At 45.8% G+C, this 15905-nt stretch carries 16 protein-coding genes and 1 tRNA gene; 14 read left to right on the top strand and 3 right to left on the bottom strand.

Features of this window, described 5'->3' with window-relative positions; all coding sequences use genetic code 11:
- Positions 1 to 38 precede the first annotated feature (38 nt).
- From NHB35_RS06120 to NHB35_RS06100, 5 genes are all read left to right on the top strand, one after another.
- The gene (locus NHB35_RS06120) at positions 39 to 362 is read left to right on the top strand and encodes an integration host factor subunit alpha (protein WP_353431499.1); all 324 of its coding nucleotides are present in this window, start codon (positions 39 to 41) and stop codon (positions 360 to 362) included.
- Positions 340 to 690: a MerR family transcriptional regulator gene (locus NHB35_RS06115; protein ID WP_215315409.1), complete on the top strand. Its 351-nt coding sequence runs from the start codon at positions 340 to 342 to the stop codon at positions 688 to 690. Before NHB35_RS06120 ends, NHB35_RS06115 begins: the two co-directional genes overlap by 23 nt.
- A gap of 25 nt (positions 691 to 715) precedes the next feature.
- Positions 716 to 792 (top strand) — tRNA-Pro (locus NHB35_RS06110).
- A gap of 28 nt (positions 793 to 820) precedes the next feature.
- Positions 821 to 1240 carry a PaaI family thioesterase gene (locus tag NHB35_RS06105; RefSeq protein WP_353431498.1) on the top strand — a complete coding sequence of 140 codons (420 nt, stop codon included), beginning with the start codon at positions 821 to 823 and terminating at the stop codon, positions 1238 to 1240.
- 216 nt (positions 1241 to 1456) lie between these two features.
- On the top strand, positions 1457 to 1741 hold the full coding sequence (locus NHB35_RS06100; RefSeq protein ID WP_173955829.1) for an H-NS histone family protein: 285 nt from the start codon (positions 1457 to 1459) through the stop codon (positions 1739 to 1741).
- A 60-nt stretch (positions 1742 to 1801) separates the two neighbouring features.
- On the opposite strand, the gene NHB35_RS06095 is transcribed toward NHB35_RS06100, so the two are convergent.
- Positions 1802 to 2500 (bottom strand): excisionase family DNA-binding protein, encoded by a 699-nt coding sequence (locus NHB35_RS06095; protein WP_353431497.1) that lies wholly within the window; start codon positions 2498 to 2500, stop codon positions 1802 to 1804.
- A 304-nt stretch (positions 2501 to 2804) separates the two neighbouring features.
- On the opposite strand from NHB35_RS06095, the gene NHB35_RS06090 reads away from it, so the two are divergent.
- From NHB35_RS06090 to bamC, 9 genes are all read left to right on the top strand, one after another.
- Entirely contained in the window at positions 2805 to 5660 is a 2856-nt protein-coding gene (locus NHB35_RS06090) for a 2-oxoglutarate dehydrogenase E1 component (RefSeq protein ID WP_353431496.1), read from the top strand.
- A 48-nt stretch (positions 5661 to 5708) separates the two neighbouring features.
- Positions 5709 to 6911 carry a 2-oxoglutarate dehydrogenase complex dihydrolipoyllysine-residue succinyltransferase gene (gene odhB / locus NHB35_RS06085; RefSeq protein ID WP_353431495.1) on the top strand — a complete coding sequence of 401 codons (1203 nt, stop codon included), beginning with the start codon at positions 5709 to 5711 and terminating at the stop codon, positions 6909 to 6911.
- A gap of 12 nt (positions 6912 to 6923) precedes the next feature.
- Complete coding sequence (gene lpdA / locus NHB35_RS06080; RefSeq protein WP_353431493.1) at positions 6924 to 8360, top strand: dihydrolipoyl dehydrogenase; 1437 nt, start codon at positions 6924 to 6926, stop codon at positions 8358 to 8360.
- Positions 8361 to 9464, top strand: coding sequence for a cell division protein ZapE (zapE, locus tag NHB35_RS06075; RefSeq protein ID WP_353431492.1), 1104 nt, complete (start codon positions 8361 to 8363; stop codon positions 9462 to 9464). It abuts the gene before it with no gap.
- Between the two features lie 9 nt (positions 9465 to 9473).
- Positions 9474 to 10322, top strand: a complete 849-nt coding sequence (locus NHB35_RS06070; protein WP_353431491.1) for a 3',5'-nucleoside bisphosphate phosphatase — start codon at positions 9474 to 9476, stop codon at positions 10320 to 10322.
- Between the two features lie 30 nt (positions 10323 to 10352).
- Positions 10353 to 11555 (top strand): tryptophan--tRNA ligase, encoded by a 1203-nt coding sequence (locus NHB35_RS06065; protein WP_353431490.1) that lies wholly within the window; start codon positions 10353 to 10355, stop codon positions 11553 to 11555.
- Positions 11527 to 12096 carry an SAM-dependent methyltransferase gene (locus tag NHB35_RS06060; RefSeq protein ID WP_353431489.1) on the top strand — a complete coding sequence of 190 codons (570 nt, stop codon included), beginning with the start codon at positions 11527 to 11529 and terminating at the stop codon, positions 12094 to 12096. The genes NHB35_RS06065 and NHB35_RS06060 overlap by 29 nt, the downstream gene beginning before the upstream one ends.
- A gap of 110 nt (positions 12097 to 12206) precedes the next feature.
- A complete protein-coding gene (dapA, locus tag NHB35_RS06055; protein ID WP_353433410.1) occupies positions 12207 to 13079 on the top strand; it encodes a 4-hydroxy-tetrahydrodipicolinate synthase in 873 nt (290 codons plus the stop codon).
- Positions 13076 to 14224 carry an outer membrane protein assembly factor BamC gene (gene bamC / locus NHB35_RS06050; RefSeq protein WP_353431488.1) on the top strand — a complete coding sequence of 383 codons (1149 nt, stop codon included), beginning with the start codon at positions 13076 to 13078 and terminating at the stop codon, positions 14222 to 14224. Before dapA ends, bamC begins: the two co-directional genes overlap by 4 nt.
- A gap of 89 nt (positions 14225 to 14313) precedes the next feature.
- On the opposite strand, the gene NHB35_RS06045 is transcribed toward bamC, so the two are convergent.
- Complete coding sequence (locus NHB35_RS06045; RefSeq protein ID WP_353431487.1) at positions 14314 to 14505, bottom strand: hypothetical protein; 192 nt, start codon at positions 14503 to 14505, stop codon at positions 14314 to 14316.
- A gap of 111 nt (positions 14506 to 14616) precedes the next feature.
- Positions 14617 to 15852: a cupin domain-containing protein gene (locus NHB35_RS06040; RefSeq protein ID WP_353431486.1), complete on the bottom strand. Its 1236-nt coding sequence runs from the start codon at positions 15850 to 15852 to the stop codon at positions 14617 to 14619.
- Positions 15853 to 15905 lie beyond the last annotated feature (53 nt).

Below are 15905 nucleotides of genomic sequence, written 5' to 3'. Positions count from 1 at the left end.
AATAAAAATAGAGACACTTCAAAAAAAAGAATCCGACGATGAGTGAGTTTAATTCCAACGATACCGTAACAAAAAATGAGCTATCTGAAGCGCTCTTTGATCAAGTGGGTCTGAATAAGCGTGAAGCCAAAGATATGATCGATGCTTTTTTTGATCGAATTGGTCAGTCGCTTGAGTCTGGCACTGAAGTGAAGATTTCCGGTTTTGGTAATTTCCAGTTGCGCAATAAATCGGCTCGTCCTGGCCGAAATCCAAAGACAGGTCAAATGATTCCAATCGCTGCTAGACGTGTAGTGACATTTCATGCAAGTCAAAAGCTCAAAGATGTAGTGGAGTCACATGCTCGAGAAAACCGAGTTTGATGCTAGCTCGGCACTACCGAGCTCTCAACTTCCCCCTATACCAGCAAAGCGCTATTTCACGATTGGTGAAGTGGCGGATCTGTGTGGTGTTCGCTCCCATGTCCTGCGTTACTGGGAACAGGAGTTCTCTCAGCTAAGTCCTCAAAAACGTCGTGGCAACCGCCGCTACTATCAACACCATGAAGTGGTATTGATTCGTAAAATTCGTGCCTTGCTTTATGAAGAGGGTTTTACGATTTCCGGTGCCAGAAATCGTCTTGAAGAAGCTCGCGGAGAGCTTCGTTTGCGTGATGAGTTACTTGCGGTCTTGCAAATTCTATCCAAGTAGTAGCTGATACAATTTCGTCTTTCGTCGGGGCGTAGCGCAGCCTGGTAGCGTACTTGCATGGGGTGCAAGTGGTCGGAGGTTCAAATCCTCTCGCCCCGACCATTAAGCTAATTACGTTAATCTAGTGAGCATGACTACAACTAACCCCAATTCTCAAAAACCTCAACGAACCATCTTTTTTGGTTTGGATATTCCTTTTTTAGATCATTTAGGCGTTGTGCCTGAGTCTGCAGAAAATGGGAAGGTGCGCATTAGTTATGTAGTCAAGCCTGAGCACACCAATAGCTTTCATGTGGCTCAAGGTGGAGTCATCATGACTCTTTTAGACTTTGCAATGGGGGCTGCAGCTCGAACGGCTTCAAATCATCAGCTTGGCGCCATCACCATCGATATGACAACCAGTTTCTTGCGCCCAAGCCTTGGCAAGATCACTGTCGAGGGTAGATTACTAAAGGCGGGAAAATCGATTAACTACTGTGAGGCAGTGGCTCTTAACGAGGCAGGGGAGATTACCGCTAAGGCGAGCGGTACATTTGTTTTAAGGCGTTAATTTATTCTGTTAATGGTTTAATTAATAATATTATTTATAATGATTATGCTTATTTGATTATTTTTGATAAACATAAATCCATGATAAATATAGGTTAATACTCAATTTTCAGAATATTTACCCATAATATTTTTTCTATATATAATATTTGCTTAAAATACTGTATTGCAAGATTAATACGTGTTTCTATAACTTATTATCTGGAGAAACCCATAAATGTCTTCCTACAAAGAACTATTGGCTCAACGTGAGCAATTAGATAAGCAAATTAAAGAGGCAATTGCCCGTGAAAAAGCGGATGGAATTGCAAAAGCTAAGCTCATTATTGAACAATATGGCTTGTCAGCTTCAGACCTATTTAGTCGTAAAGCAGGCGGCAAAAGTGCAGGCGGCAAGGTAGCACCAAAGTATCGCAATCCATCGACCGGCGAAACCTGGACTGGTCGTGGCAAGGCTCCTAAGTGGATCGAGGGTAGAGATCGCAGTAATTACCTTATATAACTATTTGATTTAATTGAGTTATTAAAAAAGGCCACAAATGTGGCCTTTTTGTTGCTTCCCTTAAAAGCACTTTCTCGATAGTGCTTCTAAAAACAGGGGCTCGAGTAGTTCATGCCGGTTATCGGGGTTAAGTGCCGCATCCATTTCCGGGTCAGTGGCTGGGTAGCCAATAATCAATGGATTGAGTTCGATTAAGCCATTCTCCAGCTCCTCTTTGAGTGCCTCTGGGATGCTCGATCTAGTTCCAGCGTTTTCATCCGCTAGGGTAACGACTCCTGGATGAAGTTTAATAAAACCTTCATCTACTAGTATAGGAATACGCTGTGTGTCTTTGTTTTTGCTCAAATAATGAATCAGATGTACCTGCTCTACAGGCGGAATTAGTGCATCTAAATAGATGAGATCGGGGGCAATTGATACTGCCTTCATTAGGCCTTCTAGACTATCTACCGCAACCTCCATTTCTACTTTGAGTTGCCAATCGCCAATAGCCTCTAAAAGCGCTATGCTATTTTCGCTGCGGCGAAAGATTCCCATGGCAACACAATTTTGGGTACTTTTTTGGCGCATAGCCCGTTTACGCCTTTGTAATTGCTGCTCTAAGGAGCTTGCCAAAATGCGTCGATGTCCGCCACGGGTTTTCCAGGCGATTAATTCACCTAATTCCACCATTTTTTGCACTGTTCCCAGAGAAACTTGTAAAACTTTGGCGCTTTGTCTAGTGCTTAGATATTCCATTTCTGGCGTAATTGCTTTCATATTCTCCCTTGATTTCATTAATTCATTTGAAGATTTAGAGAATAAAAACGAATTTCGTTGGAATCTGTCCGTATATATTGAAAGAGCAGTAGGAAATTTCTTATTCAGTTTCTGTTATTTATAGGGATATACCCCCAAATCCCCTGAAATCAGGGAAAGCCCTTTATGTGCCTATGGTCACTCGTGTTAAATTACTGTCGTAGTACCAGTATTTGCACAGATCAATTCGTGAAGCGGTACAGCCGTGTAACGGATGGTTATAACCACAGTTTTTATTCGGGAAACCCGATGAAAGGTGAGCATCATGATGCAGGACCAAAGAGATAAATCCTATCTCTTCGGCGGAAACGCCCCCTACGTAGAGGAGCTCTACGAATCTTATTTGCACGACCCTGCTTCCGTTGAGGATCATTGGCGTGACTATTTCGATAACGTGAAACAAGTTCCAGCAGTCGATGGTTCATCGCGAACTGATATTGCTCACGGACCAATTGTTGCCTCATTTGCTGAGCGCGCTAAACAAGGTCCGATTAGAACGATTTCGGATTCAGCTGATTCCGAGTTGGGACGTAAGCGCGTTGCGGTCCAGCAATTAATTGCAGCGTATCGAAACGTTGGCAATCGCTGGGCCAATCTTGATCCATTAAAGCGGACTGAGCGTCAGGATATCCCTGAATTGGATCCTGCTTTCTATGGCTTTACTGATGGCGATATGGATATCGTCTTCAACACAAGTAATACATTCTTTGGTAAGTCAGAAATGACCTTGCGTGATTTGCTACAGGCATTACGCGAGACTTACTGCGGCACGATTGGCGCCGAGTTCATGTTTATTGCTGATCAGAAAATTAAGAAGTGGTGGCAAGAAAAGTTGGAATCGATTCGCTCTACTGCAAGTTTCAATGTAGAGGAGAAGCGTCAAATCTTGGATCGCCTCACAGCAGCAGAGGGTCTGGAGCGTTATCTGCAGGCTAAGTATGTCGGTCAAAAGCGCTTCTCTCTAGAGGGGGGTGAAAGCTTTATTGCCTGCATGGACGAGCTCATTCGTGATGCTGGTAGCAAAGGCGTACAAGAAATCGTTATTGGTATGGCGCACCGTGGTCGTCTGAACGTATTAGTGAACACCTTGGGCAAGATGCCTAAAGACTTATTTGCCGAATTTGAGCACAAAGGTCCTGAGACATTGCCTGCCGGTGACGTGAAGTATCACCAAGGTTTCTCAAGCGATATATCTACTCCAGGCGGCCCTGTTCATTTATCACTTGCATTTAATCCATCGCACCTTGAGATTGTTAATCCAGTCGTTGAGGGTTCAGCACGTGCGCGTATGGAGCGACGTGGTGATATGTTAGGCGAGCAAGTGATGCCAGTTTTAGTACACGGCGATGCTGCGATTGCGGGTCAGGGCGTGATGCAAGAAACTTTGGCAATGTCCGAGGTTCGCGGCTACTCCACTGGTGGCACGGTTCATATCGTGATTAACAACCAGATTGGTTTTACGACATCTGATCCGCGTGACTTGCGTTCGAGCTTGTACTGCACCGACATCATGAAGGTGGTCGATGCCCCAGTTCTTCATGTGAATGGTGATGATCCTGAGGCGGTAGTTCTTGCAACGAAGCTGGCAGTAGAGTTCCGCACCAAGTTCCATAAAGATGTCGCAATCGATATCATCTGTTTCCGTAAGTTGGGTCATAACGAGCAAGATACGCCTGCAATGACTCAGCCTTTGATGTACAAAATCATTGCAGCCCACCCTGGTACTCGTAAGTTATATGCCGACAAGTTAGAAACTCAAGGTGTATTGCCCGCCGGCACTGGTGACTTGATGGTTAAAGAGTACCGCGCCGCAATGGATGCAGGTAAGCAAACCTCCGATCCGGTACTGAGTAATTTCAAAGGTAAGTTTGCGGTAGATTGGTCTCCATTCTTAAACAAGAAGTGGACTGATGAGGCCGATACCTCCATTCCATTAACAGAGTGGAAGCGCTTGGCGGAAAAGATTTCTACGATTCCAGAAGGTTTCAAAGCGCACCCATTGGTAGCGAAGGTTTACAACGATCGTGCTGCGATGGGTCGCGGTGAGGCGAATATCGACTGGGGTATGGGCGAGCATATGGCTTTCGCCTCTCTGGTTGCGAGCGGCTATCCAATTCGTCTATCGGGCGAGGACAGTGGTCGCGGTACATTTACCCACCGCCATGCAGTTCTTCATGATCAAAATCGCGAAAAGTGGGATACCGGGACGTATGTAGCCTTGCAGCATGTAACTAAAGACCAGGCACCATTTGTTGTGATTGATTCCATTCTTTCTGAAGAAGCGGTTCTTGGTTTTGAATATGGATATGCAGCGGCAGAGCCAAATACCTTAACCATTTGGGAAGCTCAGTTTGGCGACTTCGCAAATGGCGCACAGGTGGTGATTGACCAGTTCATCGCCTCAGGCGAAGTGAAGTGGGGCCGTGCAAATGGCTTGGTCATGATGTTGCCGCACGGTTACGAAGGTCAGGGCCCTGAGCACTCATCTGCGCGTTTGGAACGTTTCATGCAATTATGTGCTGATACCAATATGCAGGTTATTCAGCCGACGACCGCATCACAAATTTTCCATGTGCTGCGTCGTCAAATGATTCGCCAGTTCCGCAAGCCACTTATTTTGTTTACGCCAAAATCATTGTTGCGCAACAAAGATGCTGCTTCACCGCTTTCAGAATTTACTAAGGGTGGTTTTCAAACTGTTATTGGCGAGCGTGATGAAACAATCGACGCTAAGCAAGTGACCCGTTTGATTGCTTGTTCTGGAAAAGTCTATTACGACTTAGTGAAGCAGCGCACTGAAAAGAAAGCGACTGATGTTGCAATCATTCGTGTTGAGCAGTTGTATCCATTCCCGCACAAGGCTTTAGCCTCAGAGTTGAAGAAGTATCCAAAGCTGGAAGAGGTTGTTTGGTGTCAAGATGAGCCACAAAACCAAGGTGCGTGGTTCTTTGTTCAGCACAACATTTTGGAAAACATGTCTGATGGTATGAAGTTGGCATATGCAGGACGTCCCGCATCTGCTTCTCCTGCTTGTGGATATGCCCATTTGCACCAAGAGCAGCAGAAATCTCTTCTCAACGCGGCATTTGCCAAATTAAAGGGTTATGTGATTACTAAATAATCAATCGCAAACCAATACTCATACACATATAGATAAACAGGATTAATCATGGCTATTTTCGAAGTTAAAGTTCCACAACTCTCCGAGTCAGTTGCTGAAGCAACATTGTTGCAATGGAAGAAGAAGGTTGGTGATGCAGTCGGTCAAGATGAGATTTTGATTGAAATCGAAACAGATAAAGTGGTTCTCGAGGTGCCAGCTCCATCTGCTGGCGTATTAACAGAAATCGTTGTTGCTGATGGCGGTACTGTAGTGGCTGATCAGTTAATCGCGAAGATCGATAGCACTGCTGTTGCAGCAGCTGCACCAGCTGCTGCGGCGCCTGCTCCCGCTCCTGCGGCAGCACCAGCAAAAGCAGCAGCTCCAACTAAAGCTACTGGCGCAGCTGCTTCACCCTCAGCAGCAAAAATTCTTGCTGAAAAGAATGTGGATGCAAGTCAGGTAGCTGGTTCTGGTCGCGATGGCCGTATCACTAAAGGCGATGCATTAAATGCCTCTGCTGGTGGTGCTAAGTCAGCCGCATTGCCAAGCGCACCAATTCCAACAGGCGATCGTCCTGAAGAGCGTGTGCCAATGAGCCGCTTGCGCGCTCGTATTGCAGAACGTTTGTTGGAGTCACAAGCGAACAACGCAATTTTGACGACATTCAATGAAGTCAATATGGGGCCAGTGATTGCATTGCGCAATAAATACAAAGATCAGTTTGAGAAAACCCATGGCGTAAAGCTCGGCTTTATGTCTTTCTTTGTTAAGGCAGCAACCCATGCCCTGAAGAAGTTCCCATTGTTGAACGCATCTGTTGATGGAAACGATATCGTTTATCACGGCTACTTTGATATTGGTATCGCTGTTAGCTCACCACGCGGCCTGGTAGTGCCAATTTTGCGTGATGTTGATCAGATGAACTTGGCTGATATTGAGAAGAAGATTGCTGAATTTGGTGTTAAAGCACGCGAAGGTAAGCTATCGATTGAAGAGTTGACCGGCGGTACATTCTCTATTTCTAACGGCGGTGTGTTCGGCTCTATGCTCTCAACCCCAATTATTAATCCTCCACAGTCTGCAATTTTGGGTATCCATGCGACTAAGGATCGTGCAGTAGTTGAGAATGGACAAGTGGTTGTTCGTCCAATCAACTATCTCGCCTTGTCTTATGACCACCGCATTATTGATGGTCGCGAAGCAGTGCTTGGCTTGGTTGCTATGAAGGATGCATTAGAAGATCCTTCACGTCTCCTCCTTGATTTGTAAGAAGGGAAGATCATGAGTCAAGCTTTTGATGTACTCGTAATCGGCGGTGGCCCTGGTGGCTACATCGCCGCAATTCGTGCAGCGCAATTGGGTTTCAAGGTTGCGTGCGCTGAATCCAATGCCTATGATGATCCAAAAGGTGAGCCACGTTTGGGCGGCACATGCTTGAATGTTGGCTGTATTCCTTCTAAAGCTTTATTAGCCTCATCTGAAGAGTTCGAGAAGATTGGTCATCACGCAGCAGACCATGGTATTAAGGTTGGCTCTGTCAGCATTGATTCCAAAAAGATGGTTCAACGCAAAGATGACATCGTCACCAAAATGACTGGCGGCATTCAGTTCTTATTCCGTAAAAACAAAATTACTTTGTTAAAAGGCCATGCTTCATTTGAGGGCAAGGGCGGTGACGGATATCAAGTCAAGATTGATGGCAAAGATAAAGAAACCGTTACTGCGAAGAACGTCATCATTGCAACTGGATCTAAAGCGCGTCATTTACCAGGTTTGCCGGTAGATAACGTGTTGATTTGCGATAACGAAGGCGCATTGAAGTTTGATTCTGTGCCTAAGAAGTTAGGCGTGATTGGTGCGGGAGTGATTGGTCTTGAGCTTGGCTCCGTTTGGCGTCGTTTGGGCTCTGAAGTTACAGTGCTTGAAGCATTGCCTTCATTCTTAGCTGCTTGCGATGTCAGCATTGCTAAAGAAGCGCAAAAGCTTTTCACTAAGCAAGGCTTGAACATCAATATGGGTGTGAAGATTGGCGATGTGAAAGCGGATAAAAAAGGTGTAGTGGTTAATTACACTGATAGTGCTGGTAAAGCTGCGAAGTTGGAGTGCGATCGCTTGATCGTTTCTGTTGGACGCGTACCGAATACCGATAAATTAGGCCTAGACAAGATTGGTCTCAAGGTGGATGAGCGTGGCTTTATTCCAATTGACGATCATACCTGTGCAACTGCGGCTCCTGGCGTGTATGCGGTAGGTGACGTAGTTCGTGGCCCGATGTTGGCTCATAAAGCAGAGGATGAAGGTGTTTTGGCTGCAGAAGTGATTGCAGGACAGAAACCACACATCGATTACAACTGTATTCCTTGGGTAATTTATACCGATCCAGAAATCGCTTGGGTTGGCAAAACAGAACAGGCTCTTAAAGAAGCGGGTGTTGCATACAAGGCTGGTCAGTTCCCATTCATGGCTAACGGTCGTGCTTTGGGCATGGGCCGCTCCGATGGTTTTGTCAAAGTATTGGCTGATGCGAAAACCGATGAAATTCTGGGTGTTCACATTATTGGGCCAAATGCCTCAGACTTAATTGCTGAAGCAGCAGTTGCAATGGAGTTCAAGGCAGCAGCTGAAGATATTGCACGTATCTGTCATCCACATCCAAGCTTGTCGGAAGTGGTGCGCGAAGCAGCATTGGCGACAGATCAACGTGCACTCAATATGTAATTGAAAACCATTGAGTTTTACCAACAGGAGTTAAAAGCGCGCGGGTATCAAAGTGATCCCGCGCAGCTTCGTGCTGTTGAGCGTTTACAAAAATGCGAAGATGAGTGGATTGCCTATAAAGAAATCCGCAGCAACAATCTCAAAAAGAAATTATTTAAACCAACCCTACCAAGGGGTTTATATCTTTGGGGTGGGGTAGGGCGCGGCAAGTCCTTCTTAATGGACTGTTTTTATGCTGCATCTCCTTTAGAAAAAAAGATTCGCATTCATTTTCATGAATTCATGAGAGAAGTGCATCGTGAGTTGCATGAACTCTCGGGACTGTCGGATCCTTTGGATGAGCTTTCTAAGCGGATCGCCAAACGCTACCGCTTGATTTGCTTTGATGAGTTTCACATTAATGATATTGCTGATGCGATGATTCTGTATCGCTTGCTCAATGCATTATTTGCTGATCGTGTGCAGTTTGTGATGACCTCTAATTATCGGCCTGATCAGCTCTATCCCAATGGTTTGCATCGAGATCGTTTACTTCCTGCAATTAAGTTGCTAGAAGAAAAACTTGATGTTCTCAATGTGGATGCTGGTAATGATTATCGCCGTGTGCAGATGGCTCAAGTAGAGGCTTACCTCACACCAGTGAATGCCCAAACTCATGCAGCTCTTGGGCAGATGTTTCAAATGCTAATTGGAAATCAAAAAGAGACTCGTAACCCCGTCTTACATATTGAATCTCGTGAACTGAGACCATTGCACATGGCTGATGGTGTAGTGTGGTTTGATTTCCAGACGCTCTGTTGTGGTCCACGTTCCCAGAATGATTATTTAGAAATCGCCAATCAATTTCATACGGTCATCTTGTCCGGGGTACCTTATATGCCCCCTAAAATGACCAATGAGGCGCGCCGGTTTATCTGGTTAATTGATGTTTTATATGACCATAAAATCAAGTTGATTATGTCGGCTGATGTGCCGGCGCCCGATTTGTATACAGAAGGTCAAATTACAGCTGAATTCTCTAGAACAGTCTCCCGCTTGATTGAGATGCAGTCCCGAGACTATCTAGATGCGCCTCGCCGTGTCATCGATACCAGCTTGACCTAAAATAAGGGTATGAGCAGTTTTTCTACCCTAAATGCCGATCTCCATTGCCACTCTGTGGTCTCTGATGGCACGCTAACGCCTGAAGCCTTAGCTGAACGCGCAAAAGCTAATGGCGTTCATTTATGGGCGCTTACTGATCACGATGAGTTGGGTGGTCAGCAACGAGCTCGTGAGGCTGCAAAAACGCTCAATATCGATTACGTATCCGGCGTTGAAATTTCAGTTACCTGGGCAGGACAAACCATTCACATCGTAGGCCTTGGTATTGATGCCAATCATCTTGGCATTGTCGAAGGTTTGCGTCGTACTCGTGGTGGACGTGGAGACCGCGCAAAGCTGATGGCGGAGCAGTTATCAAAGGCGGGTATTCCGGGAGCTTACGAGGGCGCTCTGCATTTTGCAGGAAATCCTGAACTCATTTCTAGAACACACTTTGCAAGATATTTAGTAGAGCAGGGTGTCTGTCGCGATACGGAAGAGGTGTTTAAAAATTATTTGGTTGAAAATAAACCAGGATTTGTTCCGCATCAGTGGGCGACTCTGGATGACGCTGTGGCATGGATTAGAGCCGCTGGTGGTGTGGCGGTTATTGCTCACCCTGGTAGATATAACCTAAATGCTCTGCAGATGAACGAGCTATATGAGCACTTTAGGGATATTGGTGGTCTTGGTATCGAAGTCATAACGGGCAGTCATAGTCCAGACCAATATACGACTTACGGAAAGATTGCACAAAAGTATGGCTTTTTAGCCTCTCGCGGATCTGATTTTCATGATCCAGGCGAAAGTCATATTGACCTGGGTACCTTGCCACACCTACCAGATCACCTGACCCCTGTTTGGTCAGTATTTCATTAATTCATTTCACACTAACGATAAAGAAAAACAATGTTTGCTGAACGTGTTCTCTCTGGCATGCGACCTACGGGTAATTTGCACCTTGGCCATTACCACGGAGTATTAAAAAACTGGGTGCGATTGCAATCAGAGTACCCATGCTTTTTCTTTGTCGCTGATTGGCATGCATTAACTACACATTACGAATCTCCTGAAGTCATCGAGCAATCCGTTTGGGATATGGTGATTGATTGGCTGGCTGCTGGAGTTGATCCAAATCAAGCCACCCTGTTTATTCAAAGCAAAGTGCCTGAGCATGCAGAGTTATTTTTGCTGCTCTCTATGGGCACGCCTTTGGGTTGGTTAGAGCGTGTGCCGACCTATAAAGATCAAATTGAGAAGCTCAAGGAAAAAGACCTGCAAACCTATGGGTTCTTGGGCTACCCTTTGCTTCAGGCGGCAGATATTTTGATTTATCGGGCTCAACATGTGCCTGTAGGCGAAGATCAAGTTCCACACGTAGAGATGACTCGTGAAGTTGCTCGTCGCTTTAATTACCTCTATGGTCGCGAGCCTGGTTTTGAGGAGAAGGCACTAGAGGCTGCCAAGAAATTGGGTAGCAAACGAGCCAAGATGTACTTGGAGTTGCGAGTAGCGTTTCAAGAGCGCGGCGACGAAGAGGCTTTGGAGCAAGCAAAGGCATTGCTACAAGAGTCACAAAGTTTATCTATGGCCGATCGCGAAAGACTTTTTGGCTTCTTGGAAGGCGCACGCAAAATTATTCTTCCCGAACCTCAGGCTCTCCTAACAACAGCATCCCGCATGCCAGGCATTGACGGTCAGAAAATGTCTAAGTCCTATAGCAATACGATTAGTGTTCGCGAGCAACCTGAAGATGTGATTAAAAAGATTCGGACTATGCCAACTGATCCTGCACGGGTGCGTAGGACTGATGTGGGTGATCCTGCTCGCTGTCCGGTATGGCAATTGCACACGGTTTATTCGAATGAAGAAACCAAGCAGTGGGTTGACAAAGGATGTAAGTCTGCAGGTATTGGCTGCTTGGAGTGCAAGCAACCAGTGATTGATGCCATTCTGGCTGAACAACAGCCGATGTTTGAGCGTGCCCAGAAATATTTGGATGACCCAAGTCTACTCAGATCGATTATTGCCGATGGTTGCGATAAAGCTCGTAAGGTTGCGCAAGAGACTATGAGAGAGGTGCGTGAAGCCATGGGTCTGGCATACGACTAATGAGGATGCCTTGACGATTGCTCATGTTTCGGTAGACAACGCTTCACCATGGGTGAGGCGTTTTGTTTCTCAGATTCCAAAAACAGGTACTGTTTTAGATCTCGCATGTGGAGGAGGTCGCCATTCTTTTCTGCTGGCTGAAATGGGCTATTCAGTATTGGCGGTTGACCAAAACATTAGCGAGATTGAAAAAACTGCAAACCCCTTTATATACTCAAAAGAGCTAAATCTTGAAGAGGAAATTTGGCCGCTAGGGGGTGACAAATTTACTGGCATTGTGGTGACTAATTACCTTTATAGACCCCACTTAGATCGTTTGCCAGAAATGCTGGAGAAGCATGGGGTTTTGATCTACGAAACCTTTGCCCAGGGAAACGAGCAATTTGGGAAACCTTCCAACCCCAATTTCCTTCTAAAAACAGGGGAATTGCTAGGGTTATCCCAACGTCATGGCCTTAAAGTCCTTGCCTACGAGGATATTTACCAGGGTGAGCCTAAACCAGCTCTGGTTCAACGCCTATGCGCTGTAAAAGAGGGGTAAAAAGCGCACATTCCGTTACAATTTCAAGGTTAAGATAGCTAAGAATCGGTATACATTCGGTGACAAACACAGCTCAATCCAAAGGTAGCAAAAAGACCATTTCTGGCAGCATGCCAGCCATCGTGACGCCAATGTTTGAGGATGGTAGTCTCGACTTTGATGGTCTCAAATCATTATTGGATTGGCATGTAGCCGAGGGCTCTGATGGCATTGTGATCGTGGGAACTAGCGGTGAGTCTCCTACGGTTTCAGTTGAAGAGCATTGTGAGTTGATTCGTGTGACTGTGGAACACATTGCAGGACGTATTCCAGTGATAGCTGGAACAGGGGGCAATTCCACAGCTGAAGCAATAGAGTTGACTGAGTTTGCCAAGAAAGTTGGTGCTGATGCGAGTCTCCAGGTGGTGCCGTATTACAACAAGCCTACGCAAGAAGGCATGTATGCCCACTTCAAAAAAATTGCGGAATCAGTTGAGTTGCCAGTTATTTTGTACAACGTTCCCGGCCGTACTGTAGCGGATTTAGCCGGTGATACTGTTGTTCGCTTGGCTGCTGTGCCAGGCATTATTGGCATCAAGGATGCAACTGGTAGTTTGGAGCGTGGGACTTTGCTAATAGATGCCCTCAAGCGTGCTGGTCATAGCGATTTTTCTGTGTTTTCAGGGGATGATCTTACTGCCGCTATGTTGATGTTGATGGGCGGCAAAGGAAATATTTCAGTTACTGCAAACGTTGCACCTCGTTTGATGCATGAACTCTGTGTTGCCGCTATGTCGGATGATGTGAAGCGCACTCGTGAAATACAGTATCGACTCATTGCGGTTCATAAAGCCATGTTCACCGAAGCAAATCCAATACCAGTGAAGTGGGCCCTTCATGAAATGGGCAAGATTACCGCAGGTATTCGTTTGCCTTTAACCCCTTTAAGTAACGCATTAAGAGAACCTTTGAAGGCGGCATTAAAACAGGCTAATTTATTATGAAGAATGTGTTTTCCTTGTCGCGTCTATTGACTTCAATTCTGGCGGTGCTAGCAATCGCTCTAGTGTTGAGTTCATGTAAATCAGTTACAAGCAACGATACTGTTGACTACAAGAGTTCGGGTGCGGTTCGTGGACCCAATTTATCTTATCCACCAGACTTGATTACCGCACAGGCTGATCGTCGCTATATCGTTCAAGACGGCACTGCAACGATGTCTGAGTACAACGCGGCAGTGAAGAAATCCGCTCAGATGCGTAGCAATGTGATGACTGGTATCCCAGGCATGCGGATTGCTAAAGATGGTGAGCGTCGCTGGTTAGTGGTTGAAAAGCCTGCGAGTGAACTATATCCACAGGTTAAAGACTTCTGGCAGGAGAACGGATTTTTGTTGGTGGTTGACTCTCCTTCTACCGGAATCATGGAAACCGATTGGGCAGAGAATCGCGCCAAAATTGCGCAAGACTGGATTCGCACCAACGTGCTTGGTGTGTTCGGAGATTCTATTTACGACACCGGTGAGCGCGATAAATATAAGACACGTTTAGAGGTGACTAAGCCTGGTGAAACCGAGATTTACATCACTCAGCGTGGCGCGATCGAGAAATGTACAACTGATTCAACCGGTGCCTGCCTCTCAACCATTTGGACTCCACGCCCGAATGATCCTGAGCTTGAGGCTGTTTTCTTGGCGCGCTTGATGGAACGTCTTGGCATGACCCAAGAGCAAGCTAAAGCTATGGTTGCAACGCCATTGGGTCCAAAAACACCAAAAGCGAAGTTCATTGAAGAGGGTGGCAACAAGGCCCATATTGAGCTGAGTGCTGGTTTTGATCGTTCTTGGAGGGATGTTGGCTTGGCGCTCGACCGTTCCAATTTCACTGTAGAAGATCGCAATCGCTCAGCAGGCGTTTATTTTGTTCGCTACGTCAATGCCAAGGATGTGGGTGATTCGAAAGGTTTCTTTAGCAATCTTTTTAGTAGTAAAGATGATTCGAAACTACAGGCGAAGAAATATCAAGTTATAGTCAAGGGCACCGGTGAAAATTCAGCGAATGTGTATGTTCAGGACGCTGATGGTAAACCTGAAAATACTCCTGCTGGTATACAGTTGCTGACGATCTTGACTGATCAGCTAACTAAATAATTGCGTATAACTGCGAAAAACTAAGCAATCAAATAATTTAGATAATAAAAAAAGCCGCTCTAGAGCGGCTTTTTCTTTTAAGAAGAAGATTACTTCTTAGCGTCAGCAGCAGGTGCAGCAGGAGCGGCAGCAGGAGCAGCTGGAGCAGCATCTTTAGCAGCGTCAGCAGCAGGTGCAGCAGGAGCGGCAGCAGGAGCTTCAGCAGGTTTTGCTTCTTCTTTTTTACCGCAAGCGGCCAAAGCAATAGCTAACATAGCAGCGAATACGAGTGACTTCTTCATTTGTAATTTCCTCTTAAAAAAATTAAACATCAATTATCGATAATTGTTGTTGGAGAAACTAAGGGCAAATCCTTAAGTATTTTCCTGTAAATATTATAGCCACGTCTTGGTTCATTGATCGAAAATAAGCCATCCTGCTAGGTAGGCATCATAAAGACTAGAAGCATAAATAGGGCTCAGTTTTGAGGTCTTTAGAGCCTTCTTTGCAGATAGGGTGTTCCATGCCGAGGCAATCTTGGGGGCTTGGTTTTTTGTTACATCATCCCCATTGCAATACACCGATTTTCCTAGGCTTAAGATCCGAGTTTGAGGGCTTGGTTTTAGGTGTTTTTGAGCTAGTTTATTTAGAAAAGCTTTTGGATTCAGAGGTTTAGCAGGTCCATCGAAAAACGCCTGCTGTTTTGGCTCGGAAAGATAGGCTGCAACCCCTGGTAGAAATGCATCTATTTGGTGCAGCTTGAGTTTTTGAACCTGAGCAGTCAGCTGCTTGATGAGTTCCGCGGGAAGTTGCTCAGCATTCTTGGTTGCCGCCTGTTTTGGGTCCGCAAATTTTTCCTCCAATTCTGGAAAATCCTCAAGAGACTCAGCAAGACGCCAAAGGCCTTCTTGAAGAAGCTCTTTAAAGCTAGGGGAGCGAAACCCAACAGACCAGGTTTGACAGCCAGCATCCAATGCAACCCCATCGTGGGCAACATGAGGTGGTAGATAAAGCATATCGCCTGGTTCTAAAACCCATTCCTGCGCACATTGAAAGTTGCGCAAAATCTTTAGAGGTAGTTTTGGGTTGAGGCTTAAATCCTTTTGCTCAGAGATGCGCCACTTTCTACGTCCAGACATCTGAATTAAGAAAACATCGTATGAATCAAAATGCGGCCCAACTCCACCGCCAATACCAGCAATACTAATCATGAGGTCATCAAGACGGGCATCCGGTATAAAGCGAAACCAAGAAAGAATATTTGCTGCAGCCTGGTGATGCGCTTCCATCCCCTGCAAGAGTAGGGTCCAGCTTGACTTCTTTAGGCTTGGAATAACTTTCTTTTGAAATGGGCCCTGTTGAAAACGCCATGGTTGAGATTGGATTAAGCGACTTTCAACATCTTCACTCCCTGACAGCTCAACCAACTCTTCATAAGAAATCGGGCTTGCTAAACAAGAGCTGCCATTTTGAGAGGCAAGAGAGAATGCGGGAATTGCGCCTCGAACTAGTAGTGGTTTCTTTTGCCAGCATTCCTTCATAAAGCGCTCGGGGCTAATTCCACCAAATAAGGCCCATGGATCGCTAATGGGCAGGTTTTTAGGTGCTGGAGGTGGCTGATAGGGCTTGCTCAAGTAAAATGAACTCATAAGTTAAAGGCAAAAAGGCTGACTGGAGAGGTCAGTGTAAAGCAGTGATAAAT

Origin of the sequence: Polynucleobacter sp. MWH-UH23A (genome assembly GCF_040409805.1) — a bacterium.
GTDB lineage: Bacteria > Pseudomonadota > Gammaproteobacteria > Burkholderiales > Burkholderiaceae > Polynucleobacter.
The sequence above is the reverse complement of the archived record's forward strand: the minus strand, read 5'-3'. Positions and strand labels throughout refer to the sequence as shown.

Coding starts and splice junctions, on each gene's coding strand:
- NHB35_RS06120 (WP_353431499.1), top strand. CDS start 39: ATGAGTGAGTTTAATTCCAACGATACCGTAACAAAAAATGAGCTATCT.
- NHB35_RS06115 (WP_215315409.1), top strand. CDS start 340: ATGCTCGAGAAAACCGAGTTTGATGCTAGCTCGGCACTACCGAGCTCT.
- NHB35_RS06105 (WP_353431498.1), top strand. CDS start 821: ATGACTACAACTAACCCCAATTCTCAAAAACCTCAACGAACCATCTTT.
- NHB35_RS06100 (WP_173955829.1), top strand. CDS start 1,457: ATGTCTTCCTACAAAGAACTATTGGCTCAACGTGAGCAATTAGATAAG.
- NHB35_RS06095 (WP_353431497.1), bottom strand. CDS start 2,500: ATGAAAGCAATTACGCCAGAAATGGAATATCTAAGCACTAGACAAAGC.
- NHB35_RS06090 (WP_353431496.1), top strand. CDS start 2,805: ATGATGCAGGACCAAAGAGATAAATCCTATCTCTTCGGCGGAAACGCC.
- odhB (WP_353431495.1), top strand. CDS start 5,709: ATGGCTATTTTCGAAGTTAAAGTTCCACAACTCTCCGAGTCAGTTGCT.
- lpdA (WP_353431493.1), top strand. CDS start 6,924: ATGAGTCAAGCTTTTGATGTACTCGTAATCGGCGGTGGCCCTGGTGGC.
- NHB35_RS06070 (WP_353431491.1), top strand. CDS start 9,474: ATGAGCAGTTTTTCTACCCTAAATGCCGATCTCCATTGCCACTCTGTG.
- NHB35_RS06065 (WP_353431490.1), top strand. CDS start 10,353: ATGTTTGCTGAACGTGTTCTCTCTGGCATGCGACCTACGGGTAATTTG.
- dapA (WP_353433410.1), top strand. CDS start 12,207: ATGCCAGCCATCGTGACGCCAATGTTTGAGGATGGTAGTCTCGACTTT.
- bamC (WP_353431488.1), top strand. CDS start 13,076: ATGAAGAATGTGTTTTCCTTGTCGCGTCTATTGACTTCAATTCTGGCG.
- NHB35_RS06045 (WP_353431487.1), bottom strand. CDS start 14,505: ATGAAGAAGTCACTCGTATTCGCTGCTATGTTAGCTATTGCTTTGGCC.
- NHB35_RS06040 (WP_353431486.1), bottom strand. CDS start 15,852: ATGAGTTCATTTTACTTGAGCAAGCCCTATCAGCCACCTCCAGCACCT.